This is a genomic window from Aquimarina sp. MMG016, assembly GCF_018100805.1.
GTDB lineage: Bacteria > Bacteroidota > Bacteroidia > Flavobacteriales > Flavobacteriaceae > Aquimarina.
The window spans coordinates 20,893-35,275 of the sequence record NZ_JAGJEA010000003.1 but is presented as its reverse complement, the minus strand read 5'-3'; the positions used below and the strand labels follow the sequence as shown (position 1 = coordinate 35,275).

Below are 14,383 nucleotides of genomic sequence, written 5' to 3'. Positions count from 1 at the left end.
GTCACAATTTTTGGTTAGAGGTAATTAAAGGAAATAGTTTCCAGTTATCATCCTTGGTTTTTGCCACGGCTAGATTTGGAGATATTAAGTAAGATTCTATTGCAGGTGGCCATTTCATTTTATCCTTCGTAAGAATGATGTGCTCAGGACCTTTTAAGTGAAGTATTCTATCACCAGAAGAATTAATAACTATTTCATCATAACTATAAGAAACTACTTTTTTATCCAACAATTCGTTTTTACCTAATTCTTCTTTAGAAACTTTAAGAACTATTGCATGCCCTTGGTTAAATGGTATAGCATTAAGGTATTCTGGCTGAATTACTGTTTTACCGGTTTTGTCGATATAACCGTAGTATGTAATACCATCAGTCATTTTTTTGATAAGACATTTACCCTCATTAAAAACCGGATATTCTACAGGTTCTTTTTTGATTTTCTTCTTTTTGGACTTAGAATCATAGTATGAAGACCAAACCAGATCATCTCTGTAATCAATAACAATTTCTCCTTTGGTATTAATAAATGCCCATTTTTCACCTTTTTTTACAGCCGCAAGATCTTCATGAAATGGTGTGATCTGATCAATACCTTCTATAACTTGTGCAGAACCTGCATAAGGTAAAGCAATTAAGCTTATCATTAAAATTAGTATACTTTTCATTGCTATATGTTTTAAGAATTATAATCTTAAAAATACCACCTGTAGCAATGCTATACTATGAGAAATGTCATATAGAAATATGAGTCAATAGATAGTTACTTAATACAGAATTTCGAAATCAGTAAAGCTCTTGATTTTATCTTCTTTAAAAGAAACGTCTTGCACCATTGCGAATTGAGGCCCTTCTTTACACCAATCTAATAGATTTTGGAGTTGGTCTTCGGTTCCTTCTGCTTCGATATATACACTTCCGTCAGGTACATTTTTTACGAATCCTTTTAGATTTAATTCAGTGGCTTTTTGGAGAGTACTTTGACGATACCATACGCCTTGGACTTTTCCTGTAGCCTTAATGTTATAGTGTTTTAACATAAATTAAAAATACTAACTAAAATATTAATCAGCTAAATTTTGATTGCATTCTTCTAAAATACGTATCGCCATCTCATCAGTTACCGTATGAAATTGGTCATAAAATTGCCCTACAGCTTGAAAATTATAAGGTGCTTCTAGATACACCACTTCATCCACATATGGGGAAATATTTAACTTTTCTAAAGCTGAAGGAGGAGCAACAGGAATAGCAACCACAATTCGCGAAGGGTCTTTTTTATATACTAGTTCTATGGTGGCAAGGATAGTATTTCCTGTAGCTATACCGTCATCAATAATGATCACGGTTTTGCCTTTTACGTCCTGGGGTTCAGAATTTTTATAATATTGATCCCTACGTTTGCTTAATACATGACGTATTCTATTAGTTTCTTTTTCTATATAGGCTTCAGAAGCTTCTATCGGACTGCTCAAGATTCTACTATCTAGGCTGATCGCCCCAATTGCATATTCCTTGTTATGTGGATGACCAATTTTTTTAGTAAGTGCTACATCCAGTGGTGCTTCTAAGGTTTTGGCAACAATAGCTGCCAAAGGCAAACCACCTCTGGGAATAGCAATAACTACTGTGTCATAATCTTTAAAATGGATCAGTTTTTCTGCTAACTGTATACCCGCATCAGTTCTGTCTTTAAACATAGTCATTAGATCGCAGAGTTTAACTTATTTACAAACCAATTGGCTGATATTTGTGCCACCTGTTCCAGTTTCCCTGGTTCTTCAAAGAGATGTGAAGCCTCAGGTACAATCTCTAACTTGCGTTCGCATTGTAATTTTTGATATGCCTTCTCATTCAGTTGGATCACAGTGCCATCCCATCCCCCAACAATCAATAAGGTATTGGCTGTCACCTTGTGTAATTTTTTCATAGCCAGATCGGGACGTCCACCTCTAGAGACTATTGCTTTTACCTCGTTTCCAAAAAAAGCTGCAGCTCTTAGTGCTGATGCAGCGCCTGTACTGGCTCCAAAATAGCAAATAGACAATGCTTTGGTATCAGGATGATTTTTGATCCAATTTGTTACAGCAATCAACCTCTGTGTTAGCAGATCTATATCAAACCGGTTTTCGTAAATGAGGTCTTCTTTTTCTGTTAAAAGGTCAAATAGCAATGTAGCCAATCCACTTTGTTGTAATGACCTAGCAACAAAGTTGTTTCTGGGGCTTAGTCTACTGCTTCCGCTTCCGTGAGAAAAAATTACAATTCCGGTAACATTTTCAGGAATCACAAGGTTGCCTTGTAAACTTATATCGTCCAGTTGTATGGAAATGGATTCGTATTTTTTATCTAGTATCATCTTTTTTTAAGTACTTAGTTGTAGAGAAGTTTTATATTTTAATAATGTAATAGTTAATGCTCCGTAAGCAATGGCTATAATCAGTAGAGAAATAATTCCTCCCAGAATTGGTATAAAGGTGATTAAACGAATTACCATTGCTATGGCAAGTGCCAATAACACTACTGTCCAGAAGTTCCAGGGTTTATCATTTCTTTTGTCCAAGTAATGAACAATTAGTAGGGCTACGACCAGATGTCCAAACAATAAACTGAACAGATATAGAGAAGTCAATAATAACCCTATTGGAATCCCAATTAGAATAATAAAAGTTATGATTATTACTAGTGGAATTCCGATAAGATAAGCCATACCATATCCCAGGCTTTTCAATACTTCTTTATCTAGATACGCAACAGCTTTGGAGAATAAATTCTTAAAAAGTAAGTTGAGAATGAGTAATACGAGAAAAACGGATAATATATAGAAGAACCAAAAACTCAACGCTGCTGCTCCGAAAAATCCCCAGGAAACCTGATATTGCTCTCTAGCCAGATCTTCATTAATTACTGCCGAAGCATTAATTAGCGAATTCTTAAAATCTACCTCTCCATCTTCAGTCCAATATTCTACATCGTCATAGAATTTTGCATCATCACCAATTTCAATAGTTTCTGCCACAATTTTGGATTTACCTCTAATTTCTCCGTTAATGATTACCTTACCACCATAGAAAGAGGCTTGTTTTGCAATTTTTCCGTTTAGTGTAATATCACCACCGCAGACTTTGGCTAAGCCTCTTACGTCGCCATCAATATCTAAATCACCCCCACAGGAAATCAGATTACCATTGATGATCGTGTCATCTGTTATCAGTATTTCACCTCCCACAACTATCAGGTCGTCTCCTACTTGGCTGTCAATGGTAAGTTCACCTCCTGCAGTGCGAATATCATCTGCTACATAACCTCTTATGTCGATTTCTCCGCCTGCACATATTAAATCCTGGCTAATAGAATCCATTATCCTAATTTTCCCACCTGCGCTAACTACATCACCGTATACTTTGGCATCTAGTTTTACCTTTTCTCCAGTAAGATATAGGTCGTCATTTTGTGTCTCAGTTACTATAATCTCTTCATCTGCCTGAAATTGGGCTATGGTGAGAATAGGAAACAGTAATACAAGGAATAATATTATAGTTTTCATTTTATGAGAGGTTTTTGGTTGTAAGAATTAAGGTATTAATAGTCAGTGTTTTATAAAATGATATTGGTCAGTATTTACAAGTATTTTAATCGAATTCTAAACTTGATAGCTCAGACTGTTAGAGGTTAGAAATACAATCTAAATTAAAAGCAAGGATAATTTTAAGACCAAAATATGAATACCACGATTTCATTGACAAAAAGATCAAAAGGCTCATTTATTAAAAAAGTGGTATAACTAAAATCTTCAACTGATCAATATCAGTTTTTGTGCAATATTCCTTTTGTAACTTTTTGGAAACTATAAAAATGGAAAGTAAAACAAAGGATTTTGTGCAGTTAGATGTTTCAACATCTATTTGGAGTAGATTCTTCACTATAGCTCCTTTAGTAATCATCGGAACCAAAGAAGAGAAAGGATATGATATGGCTCCTAAACATCTGGCGATGCCTATGGGTTTCAACAATTACTTTGGTTTTGTCTGTACTCCCAGGCATTCAACTTATCATAATGTTCTAGAACATAAGGAGTTTTCGGTAAGTTTTCCATTATCAAACCAAGTAGTGTTAGCTTCTATAAGTGCTTCCCCTAGAAATAAATACATATCTAAATCGGAACAGATTATTCATGTGCTGCCTACCATAAAAGCCAATACTATTGATGCATTATTGGTTAAGGACTCATACGTATATCTGGAATGTAAATTATTCAAAATTATTGATGGGTTTGATGATAATAGTATGATCGCAGGAAAAATTTGCGCTGCAGCCGTGCATCCTGATTATATAAAGGTTTCCGAAAAAGATGAGCAAGAACAATTATCTAAGCATCCCTTACTAGCTTATTTAGCGGATGGGCGTTTTGCTACAATATCCGAAACATTCAATTTTCCATTTCCAAAGAACTTTACAAGATGATGAAGATAGAGGACATAGCTAGAAAAATAGAAAAACATCTTGAATCATGTAAAAACGAAATGTTGCGATTTCTAAAAGAACTAGTTACTATTGAATCTCCTTCACATTCGATTATTTCACAATATCAAATTTTTGATTTTATAAAAACAAAGTTTGAAACTATTGGATACTATACTTTACATGTTCCTGGTAACACAACAGGTGGTTATTTGTATGCCAGACCAATAAGAAGAGAACCGCAACTGCCTATACAATTAGTAATTGGTCATTGTGATACGGTTTGGCCAATAGATACTATACATCAAATGCCAATTATAGATAGTAATAATACTTTAAAAGGCCCTGGTATTTATGATATGAAGGTAGGTTTGACACAGATGATTTTTGCTTTAAGTACTATCAAAGAGTTGTCACTATCATTACAGGTTACCCCCATAATTATTATCAATTCTGATGAAGAAATCGGTAGTAGAGAATCCACCAATGCAATAAGGCGATTAGCTAGAATTGCTAATAGAGCATATGTCCTTGAACCTCCTTTAGGCTTAGAAGGAAAATTAAAAACCGCCAGAAAAGGAGTTGGGCGCTTTACTGTTACGGTAAAAGGCAAAGCTGCCCATGCTGGGTTAGATCCTACTAAAGGAATCAATGCAATTGTGGAACTATCTCATCAGGTTCAACAATTGTATACTATGAATGATATCCAAAAAGGCATTACAGTAAATATCGGAATGATTGAAGGAGGTATTTCTCCAAATGTAGTAGCTCCAGAAAGCAAAGCAGTAGTGGATGTTAGGGTATTAACTGAAGCTGATGGGGCATACATTACCAGAAAAATTAAAGGACTTAAGCCTAATCTCCCCGATGTGGAGTTAAAAATAGAAGGAGCTATAGGAAGACCACCTATGGAAAGAACGATACGTAATCAAGAATTGTGGAATGAAGCTCATAAACTGGGGAAGTTGATTGATCTTGACCTGGAACAAGCAATCGCAGGAGGAGGTTCTGATGCCAATACCACAAGTAAGTTTACTGCTACATTAGATGGCTTAGGAACTCCGGGTGATGGAGCACACGCAGAACACGAATACATTTTATACCATAAATTGGTAGAAAGGACAAGTCTACTCACCTTATTATTATTACATGAACCATTAAATTGTTAAGTTATGAATTATCGATATATCTATACTTCATTAACCAGAATTTCTGATCTGGCAGAGAAAGATTTTGTGTTAAGGCAATTACCCAAAGAACAGTGGGGAACCGGAGATTATATTATTGGTAAGATTTTGGATGCTGGTAGTAATACACTAAGTTTAGAACTCCCGAATGGAAGAATGCGAGGGATTATTGGAGGAGAATCAATTGTGGGTGCATTAGGAGAGCGTTTTGCAACTTTAGAAGCCACGGGAACCTGGAGAGAGGTAGGAGAAGACCTTACTATGGACGTGCTTACAGGGGCGGGATTATTGGGTAAAATGACTTCAAAGTCTGTATTTATTCCTAATATGATGAAGATAGTATACGTGGCACATGCGTTTAGGGGAGAAACAAAATTGACCATGGATAGTTTTATGGAACCTGTGAAGGAGATTCCCTTTAAAACTCCTGTTGTTCTTTTTGTAGGGACTTCTATGTCTGCTGGTAAAACTACTTCGGCAAGAATAGTGACTAACCTTTTAAAACATATTGGATTAAAGGTTGTAGGAGCTAAGCTTACAGGGGCAGGACGCTATAAAGATATTTTGGCTATGAAAGATGTTGGGGCAGATGCTGTCATGGATTTTGTGGATGTAGGATTACCCTCCTCAATTTATCCCAGAGAAAAATATCAGCAAAAGCTACGACAATTACTAAGTAAAATCGAAATGGAAAAGGCTGATATAGGAGTTATAGAAATAGGAGCATCACCTCTGGAGCCTTATAATGGAGATATTGCTATTAATGCAATAAGAAAGCAAATTAAATGTGTCATTCTTAGTGCTTCAGATCCATATGCAGTGCATGGGCTTATGAAAGCGTTTGATATTGTTCCTGATATAGTTACCGGAATATCTACAAACACACTTGCAGGAAGAAAGATGGTAGAAGAGTTATGCAAAGTAAAAGCCCTAAATCTAATTGATCCTAATACTACTGATGAACTTAGACGAATCTTATCATCTACCACTGGTTTTTCACTTTAAAACAAGGTTGTATTGCTGACAGTTGTCATTTTTTTCTGCAGAAGAGTTCAATATATTTAGTAAAATAAACTAAAATGAACCGTACCGTAAAAATAATCTTAGTCTTTTTATCAGTCATTATTTTATTAACTGTGGTGGCTACCTGGTATAAATATGAATTTTCGATGGGGGTAGTTGAGGCATATCAAGTAAATGCTCCAAATCTGGATCGTAAATTATTGATTGCTACCCAAGGAAGCGAGTTCAAAGATGTTATTACCGAAGGTATAGTAAACCATTATAGATCAGATTCTATATTTATTAAAGTGATTGATGTTTCTTCTTTAAATGATGTAAATCCTGATGACTATACTTCCATTGTAATCATGCATACCTGGGAAAACTGGAAACCACCTGTGGTAGTTAAAAAGTTCATAGAAGAAACGTTAGATTATCACAATAGAATGGTAGTTTTGACTACCTCTGGACAAGGTTCTTATTCCATAAAACAGATAGATATTATGTATGATATGGAAAGTATAGATGCACTGGCAGGCGAATCGGACCTCACAAAAACCACATCTTTTATAAAACAAATAGTAGATAAATTAAATCCAATGTTGGAATCCGAATAAAGACTAGATTATAATATAAATTAATAGATGAAGAGATTAAATAATATTATAAATTATGTTTTAGAAAAACAATTTGTTATAGATCATATCTTTTAAATTCTTAGGCAACTCATCTCTGATATCTTCCATTTCTCCAGGTGACACATATTTTCTTAGTAGAAAAAATGTAGTATGGATGTAATGTTCCGCGATTTCGTTAGATTCAAAATCGTAAACCGAAGTAACCCCATCAAACTTTCTTACCAGGTCAATGAATTCTTCCATATGTTTTATTTTAGGTTTTCTAGTTTTACTTGACCAACCATTTACATAAACCGCTTTTAAAAACATAGGTAGTTGTGCAATAAATTGTAGAGATTCTTCAATAGAAATAATTTCACGCAGTCCATGTAGAATGGCTGAAAGAATACGCCCTGCTTTTTCCGGTTGATCATTTAGGTTCAATTCTTCAGTATATTCCTTTAAAAAAGTGTTTGCTTCCTTCGCATATTGGTTAAAGTTAAGTGCCATGATTAATAAGTTTAATTGGGTAATTGATTGATATATAAAGATATAGTCTAAAGAGAAATATTAGTATGATAATTGTCATATGAATTAGGAATACCATCCTATAATTTTGGTAGTATAAAAACAGAAAACGATGAAAAAAATTCTTGTACCTGTAGATTTTTCAGAAAACTCGGAATATGCATTACAGGCGGCTGCCAAAATAGCCAAGCAGCAAAATGCTGAAATTGTAGTACTGCATATGTTAGGACTATCAGAATCAATATTAACCAAAGATGAAGGCCAGGAGGCTGCAGAAGCGCTCTATTATATGAAACTAGCAGAGAAGCGATTCGGCACCTTTTTGGATAAAGACTATCTGAAAGGGATTAAAGTCTCAGAAACCGTACAGAATTATAAAATCTTCAGTGAGATTAATGATGTAGCGAATGAACACGACATAGATCTTATAGTAATGGGGTCTCACGGCGTTAGCGGTTTAATCGAGGAGGTCTTTATAGGGTCTAATACCGAAAAGGTAGTAAGGACGTCTGATATTCCTGTATTGGTAATTAAAAATCAGCTTGAGGATTTTAAAATAAAAGAGGTAGTTTTTGCTTGTGATTTTAAAATAGAAAATATTCGTCCATATCATAATGCGATGAAATTATTTGAGGTTTTTGATGCTAATGTTCATTTGCTATATGTAAACCTACCTGGTGATAGATTTAGAAACACAAAGCAAATGGAGGAGAGAGTAAAAGAATTTTTGTTCAAAGCAGATTCAGGAAACCTGGGGATGCACGATAGAGTGGTCTATTATAATGATTATACTGTAGAGAGCGGAGTATTTAATTATTCTAATGAAATAGATGCTGATCTTATAGCTATACCTACTCATGGGAGAAGAGGGCTAGCACATTTCTTTAGTGGAAGCATTGGTGAAGATATTGCCAATCACGCTAATAAACCGGTAATCACTTTCAAAATATAAAGTAAATTAGGTTACTAACTACTTTTATAAGATAATTATAGTTCCTTCTCCCCAAGGAGAGGGAACTCAATTTTTTTGATTATTAGTTTTTGATTTTCATAAAGTACCCAGAGCAATCTCAATCATTTTACCAAAGGTAGTTTCTCTTTCCGCAGAAGATGTCCTTTCTCCAGTAACCAGTGAATCTGAAATGGTTAAAATAGCCAAAGCCTTTACATTAAACTTTGCGGCTACCGTGTATAATCCTGCAGCTTCCATTTCTACACAGAGTACGCCAAACTTTGCCCAATGCTTGTATGCATCAGGATCATCTTCATAGAATTCGTCTGATGATAGTACATTGCCAGCTTTGATAGAGATTTGATGCTCTTCAGCGTGTTTTACAGCTTTCATAAATAATTCGAAGTCCGCCGTAGGAGAATAATCTGAATTAATAAATCGAGAATTATTAATGCCCGAAGTAGAAGAAGCAGCCATGGCGATCACGATGTCTCGAATCTTAACGTTTTTTTGATAAGATCCCGCAGAGCCTACCCTAATTAGATTTTTAACACCATAATCATTGATCAACTCGTGGCAATATATTAATGATGAAGGGATACCCATCCCGGTTCCCTGTACAGAAACGCGTTTACCTTTATAAGTTCCTGTATAGCCGTACATTCCTCTTACTTCGTTATAGCAGAGAGGGTTTTCAAAAAAAGTTTCTGCAATCCATTTGGCGCGCATAGGATCTCCTGGTAATAAAACGGTTTCTGCAATATCTCCTTTTTGGGCTTCGATATGAATGCTCATCTGATTTTATTTTGAGTTTACTATAGCTATTCCTGATGAGGTACCAATCCTAGAGACGCCTATGTCAATATATTTTCGAACTGTTCCTGTGTCTCTAATACCTCCCGAGGCTTTGATTTTTATGTGATCTCTTACTTCGTTTTTCATCAACTTTACATCTTCTATTGTGGCACCACTGGTTCCAAAGCCAGTAGAAGTTTTAATATAATCAGCTCCCGCATTCAGTGATAACCGACAAGCTATTTTCTTTTCTTCATCTGTTAGGTAACAATTTTCAAAAATCACTTTTAATACACGATCTCCAATCACTTTTTTTACAGATCGTATTTCATCTTCCACAATATCATAATATCCTGATTTTAATAGTCCTATATTCAGTACCATATCAATTTCATTCGCACCTTGATCAATACATTGTTTAGCTTCATATACTTTGACACGATTGATCATTGATCCAAGCGGAAAACCAACTACTGCTGCTGTTTTAATATCCGTATGCATAAGTTCACTATTAGCTAGGGCAACATAATAACTACTTACACATACTGCATAAAAATTATGTTTTTTGGCTTCTGTACAAAGCTTTTTGATATCGTCAACGGTTGCATCAGCTTTGAGCAAAGTATGATCTATATATGAATTAAGTTGCATAACTATTGATGAGAATTAATAATATTTATGATATCATTTTTTTGTAATACTCCTGATTGCCTCCAAAGTTGTTTTCCTTCTTTAAATAAAATCATAGTAGGTACACCACGCACCTGATATTTTGAAGCTAATGGTTGATTTTTATCTACATCAATCTTAATGATTTTAATATTTTCTGCCAGCTCATCTTTAACCTGTTTAAGAATTGGAGCTAACATTTTACAAGGGCCACACCAATCTGCGTAAAAATCGACTAATACAGGAGTTTTAGAATCTATAATGTTGCCGAAACTATCTTTCATTGTAATATTTCTTTAATAGTTTTAAAATACTCTTTTTTGTCATCATAAATGTATAGAATTCGAAAGAATATAATAACCACCCAAAAGCAAGAATAAATATGACTCTTTGATAGATGCCTCTATAATCAGAATGTATAAACATTGAATAGGATAAAACCAAAGCTATTATACCAATGAGTATGGCTAATATCTTATGATTTCTTTTTTGAGCAATAAAACTTATAGTTACACTATATACACAAAATGAGATTCCTGTAAGTGTGGAAAACATAGAATGTAGCTCGTTTTCATAAGAGTTAAATGCTAATGCTCTATTAATTGGAGCGTGTTGATAGACGCTGGTCAAAAAGAAAGATATTGCAAATACGAATAGTAAAATGATTTGAAGATAAAATCCTTTTAACCTTTGATATCCTGTAATAATAGTTATACAACTTAATGCCATAAAAATGATGTTCATCACCCAATTATAAGGTGTGTTCTGGGCTCCTAATTCGCTAAGTGTATTTTCTAGAATAGTATATTTTGGTGCAGTAAAAAAAGGTAATATAAATGATGCCAGTATCATTACTAGATATAGCACGGTAAAAAGAGAATAATACCTTTTCATCATCCAGGATTTTATAGTTATTACCCTATTATTGGTGGATTGTTATAACTTTTGATCAAATGCATAATCTCTTTAATCGGAATTTCGACAGAATAGGTTCCCGTATATGACGGACAAATAACACAGTCATCAAAATAGAATTCTATAGTGTCATCATTAATCACAAAATTGTTTTTATAGGCTTTGAAATCACCTTCGGATAGCTCCCAACAATCATAGTAGAGCTCACCAGAATGAATAGCATTAGTTATGATTCTATTTATATTGGTAAATAGCTCTTTCTCGGAACCTTTCTCAAAGAAATCATTATAGTATATGAACTGGTATTTATCTAACTCAAAGTTTAAACATTCGAACATATAGGTTGAATGCTTCATGCCGGAGTAGTAATTTTCCTTGTACAGTAGCACACTCATCAGGTTGTTTTTTGCAGTATAAATCTTATAATCAATAATTCTTTTATCCATACATCTACTAGCACCCAGACTATCGCAGAATATTACTTTATCCTCTAGGATTTCATTTTCTGTAGCTTCAATGTCCAGATAAGTTTCTGTAATGTATTTATTAAATACAGCGTAGGATGAATCGATACTTTCATTTAGATATGGGTATTTATAATCCAAAACATAAAAATCTTCTTCTTTGTAGAATTGTTTGGAGATTACCAATTTTTGTAATTGAATTTTGTCATCGATGGCAGCAATTAACCGATCTCTTTTAATCGATTTGGTCTTTTCCTGGTCTAGCTCCTCTAGGCTTTCTTCAGAAAAAACAGGAGCATCCTCATTATTGTTAGTTTCATTGATTATTTGTTCAGTCTCTTTTTCGGTAGGTTCTATAGTTTTTTGAGGAGATATCTCATTTTTACACCCAATAAAACTTAGTAGTATAAGAATTGTGATTATAGTTTTCATCTGTTTGTATATATAAGTTTTTAATGGTCAGATGGAATCGCCATATAATCATATCGGTTGGTATCAACATAATTGTTATGGCTTATTTCATATGATTAATTTTATTGAAGTAATCTGGACTTATTAAATCAATTCAAAACTGTTTAATGTTTTTTGTGCATTTCTTAATTAATTTATACGCCCAGTCATAATGACTAGAAGAAGCAGAAATAAGATAAGCAGCTAATGAGGTGGTCCCTGTCCATTTATATCTTTTTTTTTCAAATAGTTCTTCTTCACTGTGTTTATGAATTACTTTTTGTAAAGTATTAAAAGAAGTTTGCAATAGTTTTTTCACCTCTTCCAACTTTGTATTATTATATTTTTTCCATATTTCTCGGTTAAGATCAGGTACCGTTCTCCAGGTATATCCCTTTGCAGGAATATCAGGTTTGTTTCCTGTCATACCAATTTTATACCAGTCCAATAACATAAGATGCCAATGATGAAGGTGTGCAAGCACATCTCTAATGTTTCTGTTTAAATATCCTTCAGGAAATTCTGATGCTAATTCTTTTTTAGAAAAGGAATCAATATAATCCATCAATCTTTTATAATTCTTATTACTAAGTTCGATTAGATCTTTTTTGGTTTTTGGTCTTGGCATATTACTAGGTTTATAGTATAAATGTAATTGAGATAACCTTGTGAAAATATGATATCTATCAGTACTGATTAATTATAAGTTTTCATATAATCTTAACCTATTTCTAAGCAGATTCATTTCCTCTTCTATCTCACGGACACGTTCTAATAAACGTATAACGACTTCAACCCCTTCCAGATTAATTTCTAATTCTTTATTAAAGAGTAATATTTGCTCCAGTTTGGGCAGTTCTTCTGTATTTATAAACTCAGTTTGTTGAATCTTTATGATTTCTATTAGTCCAAACTGGTGTAATGAGTTAATAAATGAAAACTCAATCTCGTGTCTTGTACAAAATTCTATTGCAGGTATGAGATGTTCATTATTCATGATAATTGATATTATAATTTGGACAACTCTTTGAATAAATCTTTTTGTTTTGGAGATAAGTTCTCTGGTGTTTTAACTGTATAAGTAATGTATAAATCTCCAAATTCTCCTTTCTTTTTATAAACAGGAAATCCTTTTCCTTTTAGTTTTATTTTAGCTCCATTTTGGGTTTCGGGTTTTACTTTAAGTTTTACTTTTCCGTCGATAGTATCTACAGTGATTTCTCCTCCTAAAACTGCTGTATACAGATCGATATTTTTATTTAGATACAAGTCACTTTTATCACGTTTAAAAGATGTTCTGTTTTCTATAACAAAGGTGATATACAAATCACCATTTGGTCCTCCATTAACTCCTTGTCCACCGTGACCTTTGATTTTTATGGTTTGACCATTTTCCACTCCTGCAGGAATTGTAATCCTGATATTTTTGTGATTAACAGTAAGTGTTCTTTTATGAGTGGTATAGACATCCATCAGGTCAAGGTGTAATTCTGCATTGTAATCTTCTCCTCTAAATTTTACTTGCCTTCTCTGATAGCTTCTTCCTGCGCCTCCAAACATAGATTCAAAGAAATCAGAAAAATCACTTTCTGAGAAATCGCCATAATATTGCCCTCCCCCTTGTTGACTATATTGTCTTTGTGATTGCCTTGCTTTTTCAAATTCCTCAGCGTGTTTCCAATCTTTACCGTATTGATCGTATTTTTTTCGATTTTCAGGATTACCTAATACTTCATTTGCTTCATTGATTTCCTTAAATTTTCTTTCTGCTTCTTTATCATTTGGATTTAGATCCGGATGATATTTTCGAGCTAGTTTTCGATATGCTTTTTTGATATCGCTTTCAGAAGCCTTTTTGGAAACACCAAGAATCTTGTAATAATCAATAAATTCCATTTTTTCATCAATAGATTATGTTAAGGATTACTTTTCTAGCAGGAGTTTTAAACGACCAAGCATCATGAGTTCGGATTTATTTTTTCCCGAAAACGCACCTGCAATAGTATTACAGGTATCCCAAACTAATTGTTTCATTTTATCGGTAAAACGTGATTTATTTTCATTAAAAAAATCTTCAAATTGTTTGAAACACTCCTCTGCGTTTAATTCTTCCTTATAGTCTAACCAGTCAAAAACTATTTCGATTTGAAAAGCCGCATCTGCACCAAATTCATCTTCGATATCATCTACATCTAACCATTCTGATTTTACAATTTTTCTTAAAGAATCGTATTCTGATTTCCGTACTACTTTATCTGCAGCAGCCATTGCGTAGAACAGCTTTCCTAGGTTTTGGTAAAATGTAACTGCTATGTTTTGCGTAGCATTCATAATGTATAATATTTAT

Annotated in this window: 20 protein-coding genes; 5 read left to right on the top strand and 15 right to left on the bottom strand. The window is 33.8% G+C overall.

What is annotated here, in order from left to right; genetic code table 11:
- Position 1: 1 nt before the first annotated feature.
- The 5 genes from J8M14_RS06385 to J8M14_RS06365 all read right to left on the bottom strand — a co-directional run bounded on the left by J8M14_RS06385 (position 2) and on the right by J8M14_RS06365 (position 3,543).
- Complete coding sequence (locus tag J8M14_RS06385) at positions 2–664, bottom strand: WG repeat-containing protein (protein ID WP_211073768.1); 663 nt, start codon at positions 662–664, stop codon at positions 2–4.
- A 99-nt stretch (positions 665–763) separates the two neighbouring features.
- Positions 764–1,036, bottom strand: a complete 273-nt coding sequence (locus J8M14_RS06380; RefSeq protein ID WP_211073767.1) for an acylphosphatase — start codon at positions 1,034–1,036, stop codon at positions 764–766.
- A 24-nt stretch (positions 1,037–1,060) separates the two neighbouring features.
- Complete coding sequence (locus J8M14_RS06375) at positions 1,061–1,702, bottom strand: phosphoribosyltransferase family protein (RefSeq protein WP_247672569.1); 642 nt, start codon at positions 1,700–1,702, stop codon at positions 1,061–1,063.
- On the bottom strand, positions 1,702–2,355 hold the full coding sequence (locus J8M14_RS06370; protein ID WP_211073766.1) for a dienelactone hydrolase family protein: 654 nt from the start codon (positions 2,353–2,355) through the stop codon (positions 1,702–1,704). Before J8M14_RS06370 ends, J8M14_RS06375 begins: the two co-directional genes overlap by 1 nt.
- Before the next feature lie 6 nt (positions 2,356–2,361).
- Complete coding sequence (locus tag J8M14_RS06365; protein WP_211073765.1) at positions 2,362–3,543, bottom strand: polymer-forming cytoskeletal protein; 1,182 nt, start codon at positions 3,541–3,543, stop codon at positions 2,362–2,364.
- Between the two features lie 308 nt (positions 3,544–3,851).
- Here J8M14_RS06365 and J8M14_RS06360 point away from each other — a divergent pair, with 308 nt between their 5' ends.
- From J8M14_RS06360 to J8M14_RS06345, 4 genes are all read left to right on the top strand, one after another.
- Positions 3,852–4,460 carry a flavin reductase gene (locus J8M14_RS06360; RefSeq protein WP_211073764.1) on the top strand — a complete coding sequence of 203 codons (609 nt, stop codon included), beginning with the start codon at positions 3,852–3,854 and terminating at the stop codon, positions 4,458–4,460.
- The gene (locus J8M14_RS06355) at positions 4,457–5,626 is read left to right on the top strand and encodes a M20 family metallopeptidase (RefSeq protein WP_211073763.1); all 1,170 of its coding nucleotides are present in this window, start codon (positions 4,457–4,459) and stop codon (positions 5,624–5,626) included. The genes J8M14_RS06360 and J8M14_RS06355 overlap by 4 nt, the downstream gene beginning before the upstream one ends.
- 3 nt (positions 5,627–5,629) lie before the next feature.
- Positions 5,630–6,649: a hypothetical protein gene (locus J8M14_RS06350; protein ID WP_211073762.1), complete on the top strand. Its 1,020-nt coding sequence runs from the start codon at positions 5,630–5,632 to the stop codon at positions 6,647–6,649.
- 74 nt (positions 6,650–6,723) lie between these two features.
- Positions 6,724–7,263 carry a hypothetical protein gene (locus J8M14_RS06345; protein ID WP_211073761.1) on the top strand — a complete coding sequence of 180 codons (540 nt, stop codon included), beginning with the start codon at positions 6,724–6,726 and terminating at the stop codon, positions 7,261–7,263.
- Between the two features lie 60 nt (positions 7,264–7,323).
- Here the strand turns inward: J8M14_RS06345 and J8M14_RS06340 are convergent, their stop codons facing one another.
- Complete coding sequence (locus J8M14_RS06340; protein ID WP_211073760.1) at positions 7,324–7,773, bottom strand: DUF2267 domain-containing protein; 450 nt, start codon at positions 7,771–7,773, stop codon at positions 7,324–7,326.
- Between the two features lie 130 nt (positions 7,774–7,903).
- Here J8M14_RS06340 and J8M14_RS06335 point away from each other — a divergent pair, with 130 nt between their 5' ends.
- Complete coding sequence (locus J8M14_RS06335; protein ID WP_211073759.1) at positions 7,904–8,743, top strand: universal stress protein; 840 nt, start codon at positions 7,904–7,906, stop codon at positions 8,741–8,743.
- Positions 8,744–8,839: 96 nt separating this feature from the next.
- On the opposite strand, the gene deoD is transcribed toward J8M14_RS06335, so the two are convergent.
- From deoD to J8M14_RS06290, 9 genes are all read right to left on the bottom strand, one after another.
- Complete coding sequence (gene deoD / locus J8M14_RS06330) at positions 8,840–9,538, bottom strand: purine-nucleoside phosphorylase (protein ID WP_211073758.1); 699 nt, start codon at positions 9,536–9,538, stop codon at positions 8,840–8,842.
- A 6-nt stretch (positions 9,539–9,544) separates the two neighbouring features.
- Positions 9,545–10,189, bottom strand: coding sequence for a deoxyribose-phosphate aldolase (deoC, locus tag J8M14_RS06325; RefSeq protein ID WP_211073757.1), 645 nt, complete (start codon positions 10,187–10,189; stop codon positions 9,545–9,547).
- Between the two features lie 2 nt (positions 10,190–10,191).
- Positions 10,192–10,491: a thioredoxin gene (gene trxA / locus J8M14_RS06320; RefSeq protein ID WP_211073756.1), complete on the bottom strand. Its 300-nt coding sequence runs from the start codon at positions 10,489–10,491 to the stop codon at positions 10,192–10,194.
- A complete protein-coding gene (locus J8M14_RS06315) occupies positions 10,481–11,101 on the bottom strand; it encodes a DUF998 domain-containing protein (protein WP_211073755.1) in 621 nt (206 codons plus the stop codon). Before J8M14_RS06315 ends, trxA begins: the two co-directional genes overlap by 11 nt.
- 20 nt (positions 11,102–11,121) lie before the next feature.
- Entirely contained in the window at positions 11,122–12,018 is an 897-nt protein-coding gene (locus tag J8M14_RS06310) for an RsiV family protein (protein ID WP_211073754.1), read from the bottom strand.
- Between the two features lie 133 nt (positions 12,019–12,151).
- On the bottom strand, positions 12,152–12,664 hold the full coding sequence (locus tag J8M14_RS06305; protein WP_211073753.1) for a ClbS/DfsB family four-helix bundle protein: 513 nt from the start codon (positions 12,662–12,664) through the stop codon (positions 12,152–12,154).
- Positions 12,665–12,736: 72 nt separating this feature from the next.
- Positions 12,737–13,033 carry a chaperone modulator CbpM gene (locus J8M14_RS06300; protein WP_211073752.1) on the bottom strand — a complete coding sequence of 99 codons (297 nt, stop codon included), beginning with the start codon at positions 13,031–13,033 and terminating at the stop codon, positions 12,737–12,739.
- An 11-nt stretch (positions 13,034–13,044) separates the two neighbouring features.
- On the bottom strand, positions 13,045–13,932 hold the full coding sequence (locus J8M14_RS06295; RefSeq protein ID WP_211073751.1) for a J domain-containing protein: 888 nt from the start codon (positions 13,930–13,932) through the stop codon (positions 13,045–13,047).
- A 27-nt stretch (positions 13,933–13,959) separates the two neighbouring features.
- Positions 13,960–14,367: a hypothetical protein gene (locus tag J8M14_RS06290; protein WP_211073750.1), complete on the bottom strand. Its 408-nt coding sequence runs from the start codon at positions 14,365–14,367 to the stop codon at positions 13,960–13,962.
- Positions 14,368–14,383: the final 16 nt, after the last annotated feature.

Excerpts from the sequence above, each read along its gene's own strand:
- J8M14_RS06385 (WP_211073768.1), bottom strand. The coding sequence starts at position 664 with ATGAAAAGTATACTAATTTTAATGATAAGCTTAATTGCTTTACCTTAT.
- J8M14_RS06380 (WP_211073767.1), bottom strand. The coding sequence starts at position 1,036 with ATGTTAAAACACTATAACATTAAGGCTACAGGAAAAGTCCAAGGCGTA.
- J8M14_RS06375 (WP_247672569.1), bottom strand. The coding sequence starts at position 1,702 with ATGACTATGTTTAAAGACAGAACTGATGCGGGTATACAGTTAGCAGAA.
- J8M14_RS06370 (WP_211073766.1), bottom strand. The coding sequence starts at position 2,355 with ATGATACTAGATAAAAAATACGAATCCATTTCCATACAACTGGACGAT.
- J8M14_RS06365 (WP_211073765.1), bottom strand. The coding sequence starts at position 3,543 with ATGAAAACTATAATATTATTCCTTGTATTACTGTTTCCTATTCTCACC.
- J8M14_RS06360 (WP_211073764.1), top strand. The coding sequence starts at position 3,852 with ATGGAAAGTAAAACAAAGGATTTTGTGCAGTTAGATGTTTCAACATCT.
- J8M14_RS06355 (WP_211073763.1), top strand. The coding sequence starts at position 4,457 with ATGATGAAGATAGAGGACATAGCTAGAAAAATAGAAAAACATCTTGAA.
- J8M14_RS06350 (WP_211073762.1), top strand. The coding sequence starts at position 5,630 with ATGAATTATCGATATATCTATACTTCATTAACCAGAATTTCTGATCTG.
- J8M14_RS06345 (WP_211073761.1), top strand. The coding sequence starts at position 6,724 with ATGAACCGTACCGTAAAAATAATCTTAGTCTTTTTATCAGTCATTATT.
- J8M14_RS06340 (WP_211073760.1), bottom strand. The coding sequence starts at position 7,773 with ATGGCACTTAACTTTAACCAATATGCGAAGGAAGCAAACACTTTTTTA.
- J8M14_RS06335 (WP_211073759.1), top strand. The coding sequence starts at position 7,904 with ATGAAAAAAATTCTTGTACCTGTAGATTTTTCAGAAAACTCGGAATAT.
- deoD (WP_211073758.1), bottom strand. The coding sequence starts at position 9,538 with ATGAGCATTCATATCGAAGCCCAAAAAGGAGATATTGCAGAAACCGTT.
- deoC (WP_211073757.1), bottom strand. The coding sequence starts at position 10,189 with ATGCAACTTAATTCATATATAGATCATACTTTGCTCAAAGCTGATGCA.
- trxA (WP_211073756.1), bottom strand. The coding sequence starts at position 10,491 with ATGAAAGATAGTTTCGGCAACATTATAGATTCTAAAACTCCTGTATTA.
- J8M14_RS06315 (WP_211073755.1), bottom strand. The coding sequence starts at position 11,101 with ATGAAAAGGTATTATTCTCTTTTTACCGTGCTATATCTAGTAATGATA.
- J8M14_RS06310 (WP_211073754.1), bottom strand. The coding sequence starts at position 12,018 with ATGAAAACTATAATCACAATTCTTATACTACTAAGTTTTATTGGGTGT.
- J8M14_RS06305 (WP_211073753.1), bottom strand. The coding sequence starts at position 12,664 with ATGCCAAGACCAAAAACCAAAAAAGATCTAATCGAACTTAGTAATAAG.
- J8M14_RS06300 (WP_211073752.1), bottom strand. The coding sequence starts at position 13,033 with ATGAATAATGAACATCTCATACCTGCAATAGAATTTTGTACAAGACAC.
- J8M14_RS06295 (WP_211073751.1), bottom strand. The coding sequence starts at position 13,932 with ATGGAATTTATTGATTATTACAAGATTCTTGGTGTTTCCAAAAAGGCT.
- J8M14_RS06290 (WP_211073750.1), bottom strand. The coding sequence starts at position 14,367 with ATGAATGCTACGCAAAACATAGCAGTTACATTTTACCAAAACCTAGGA.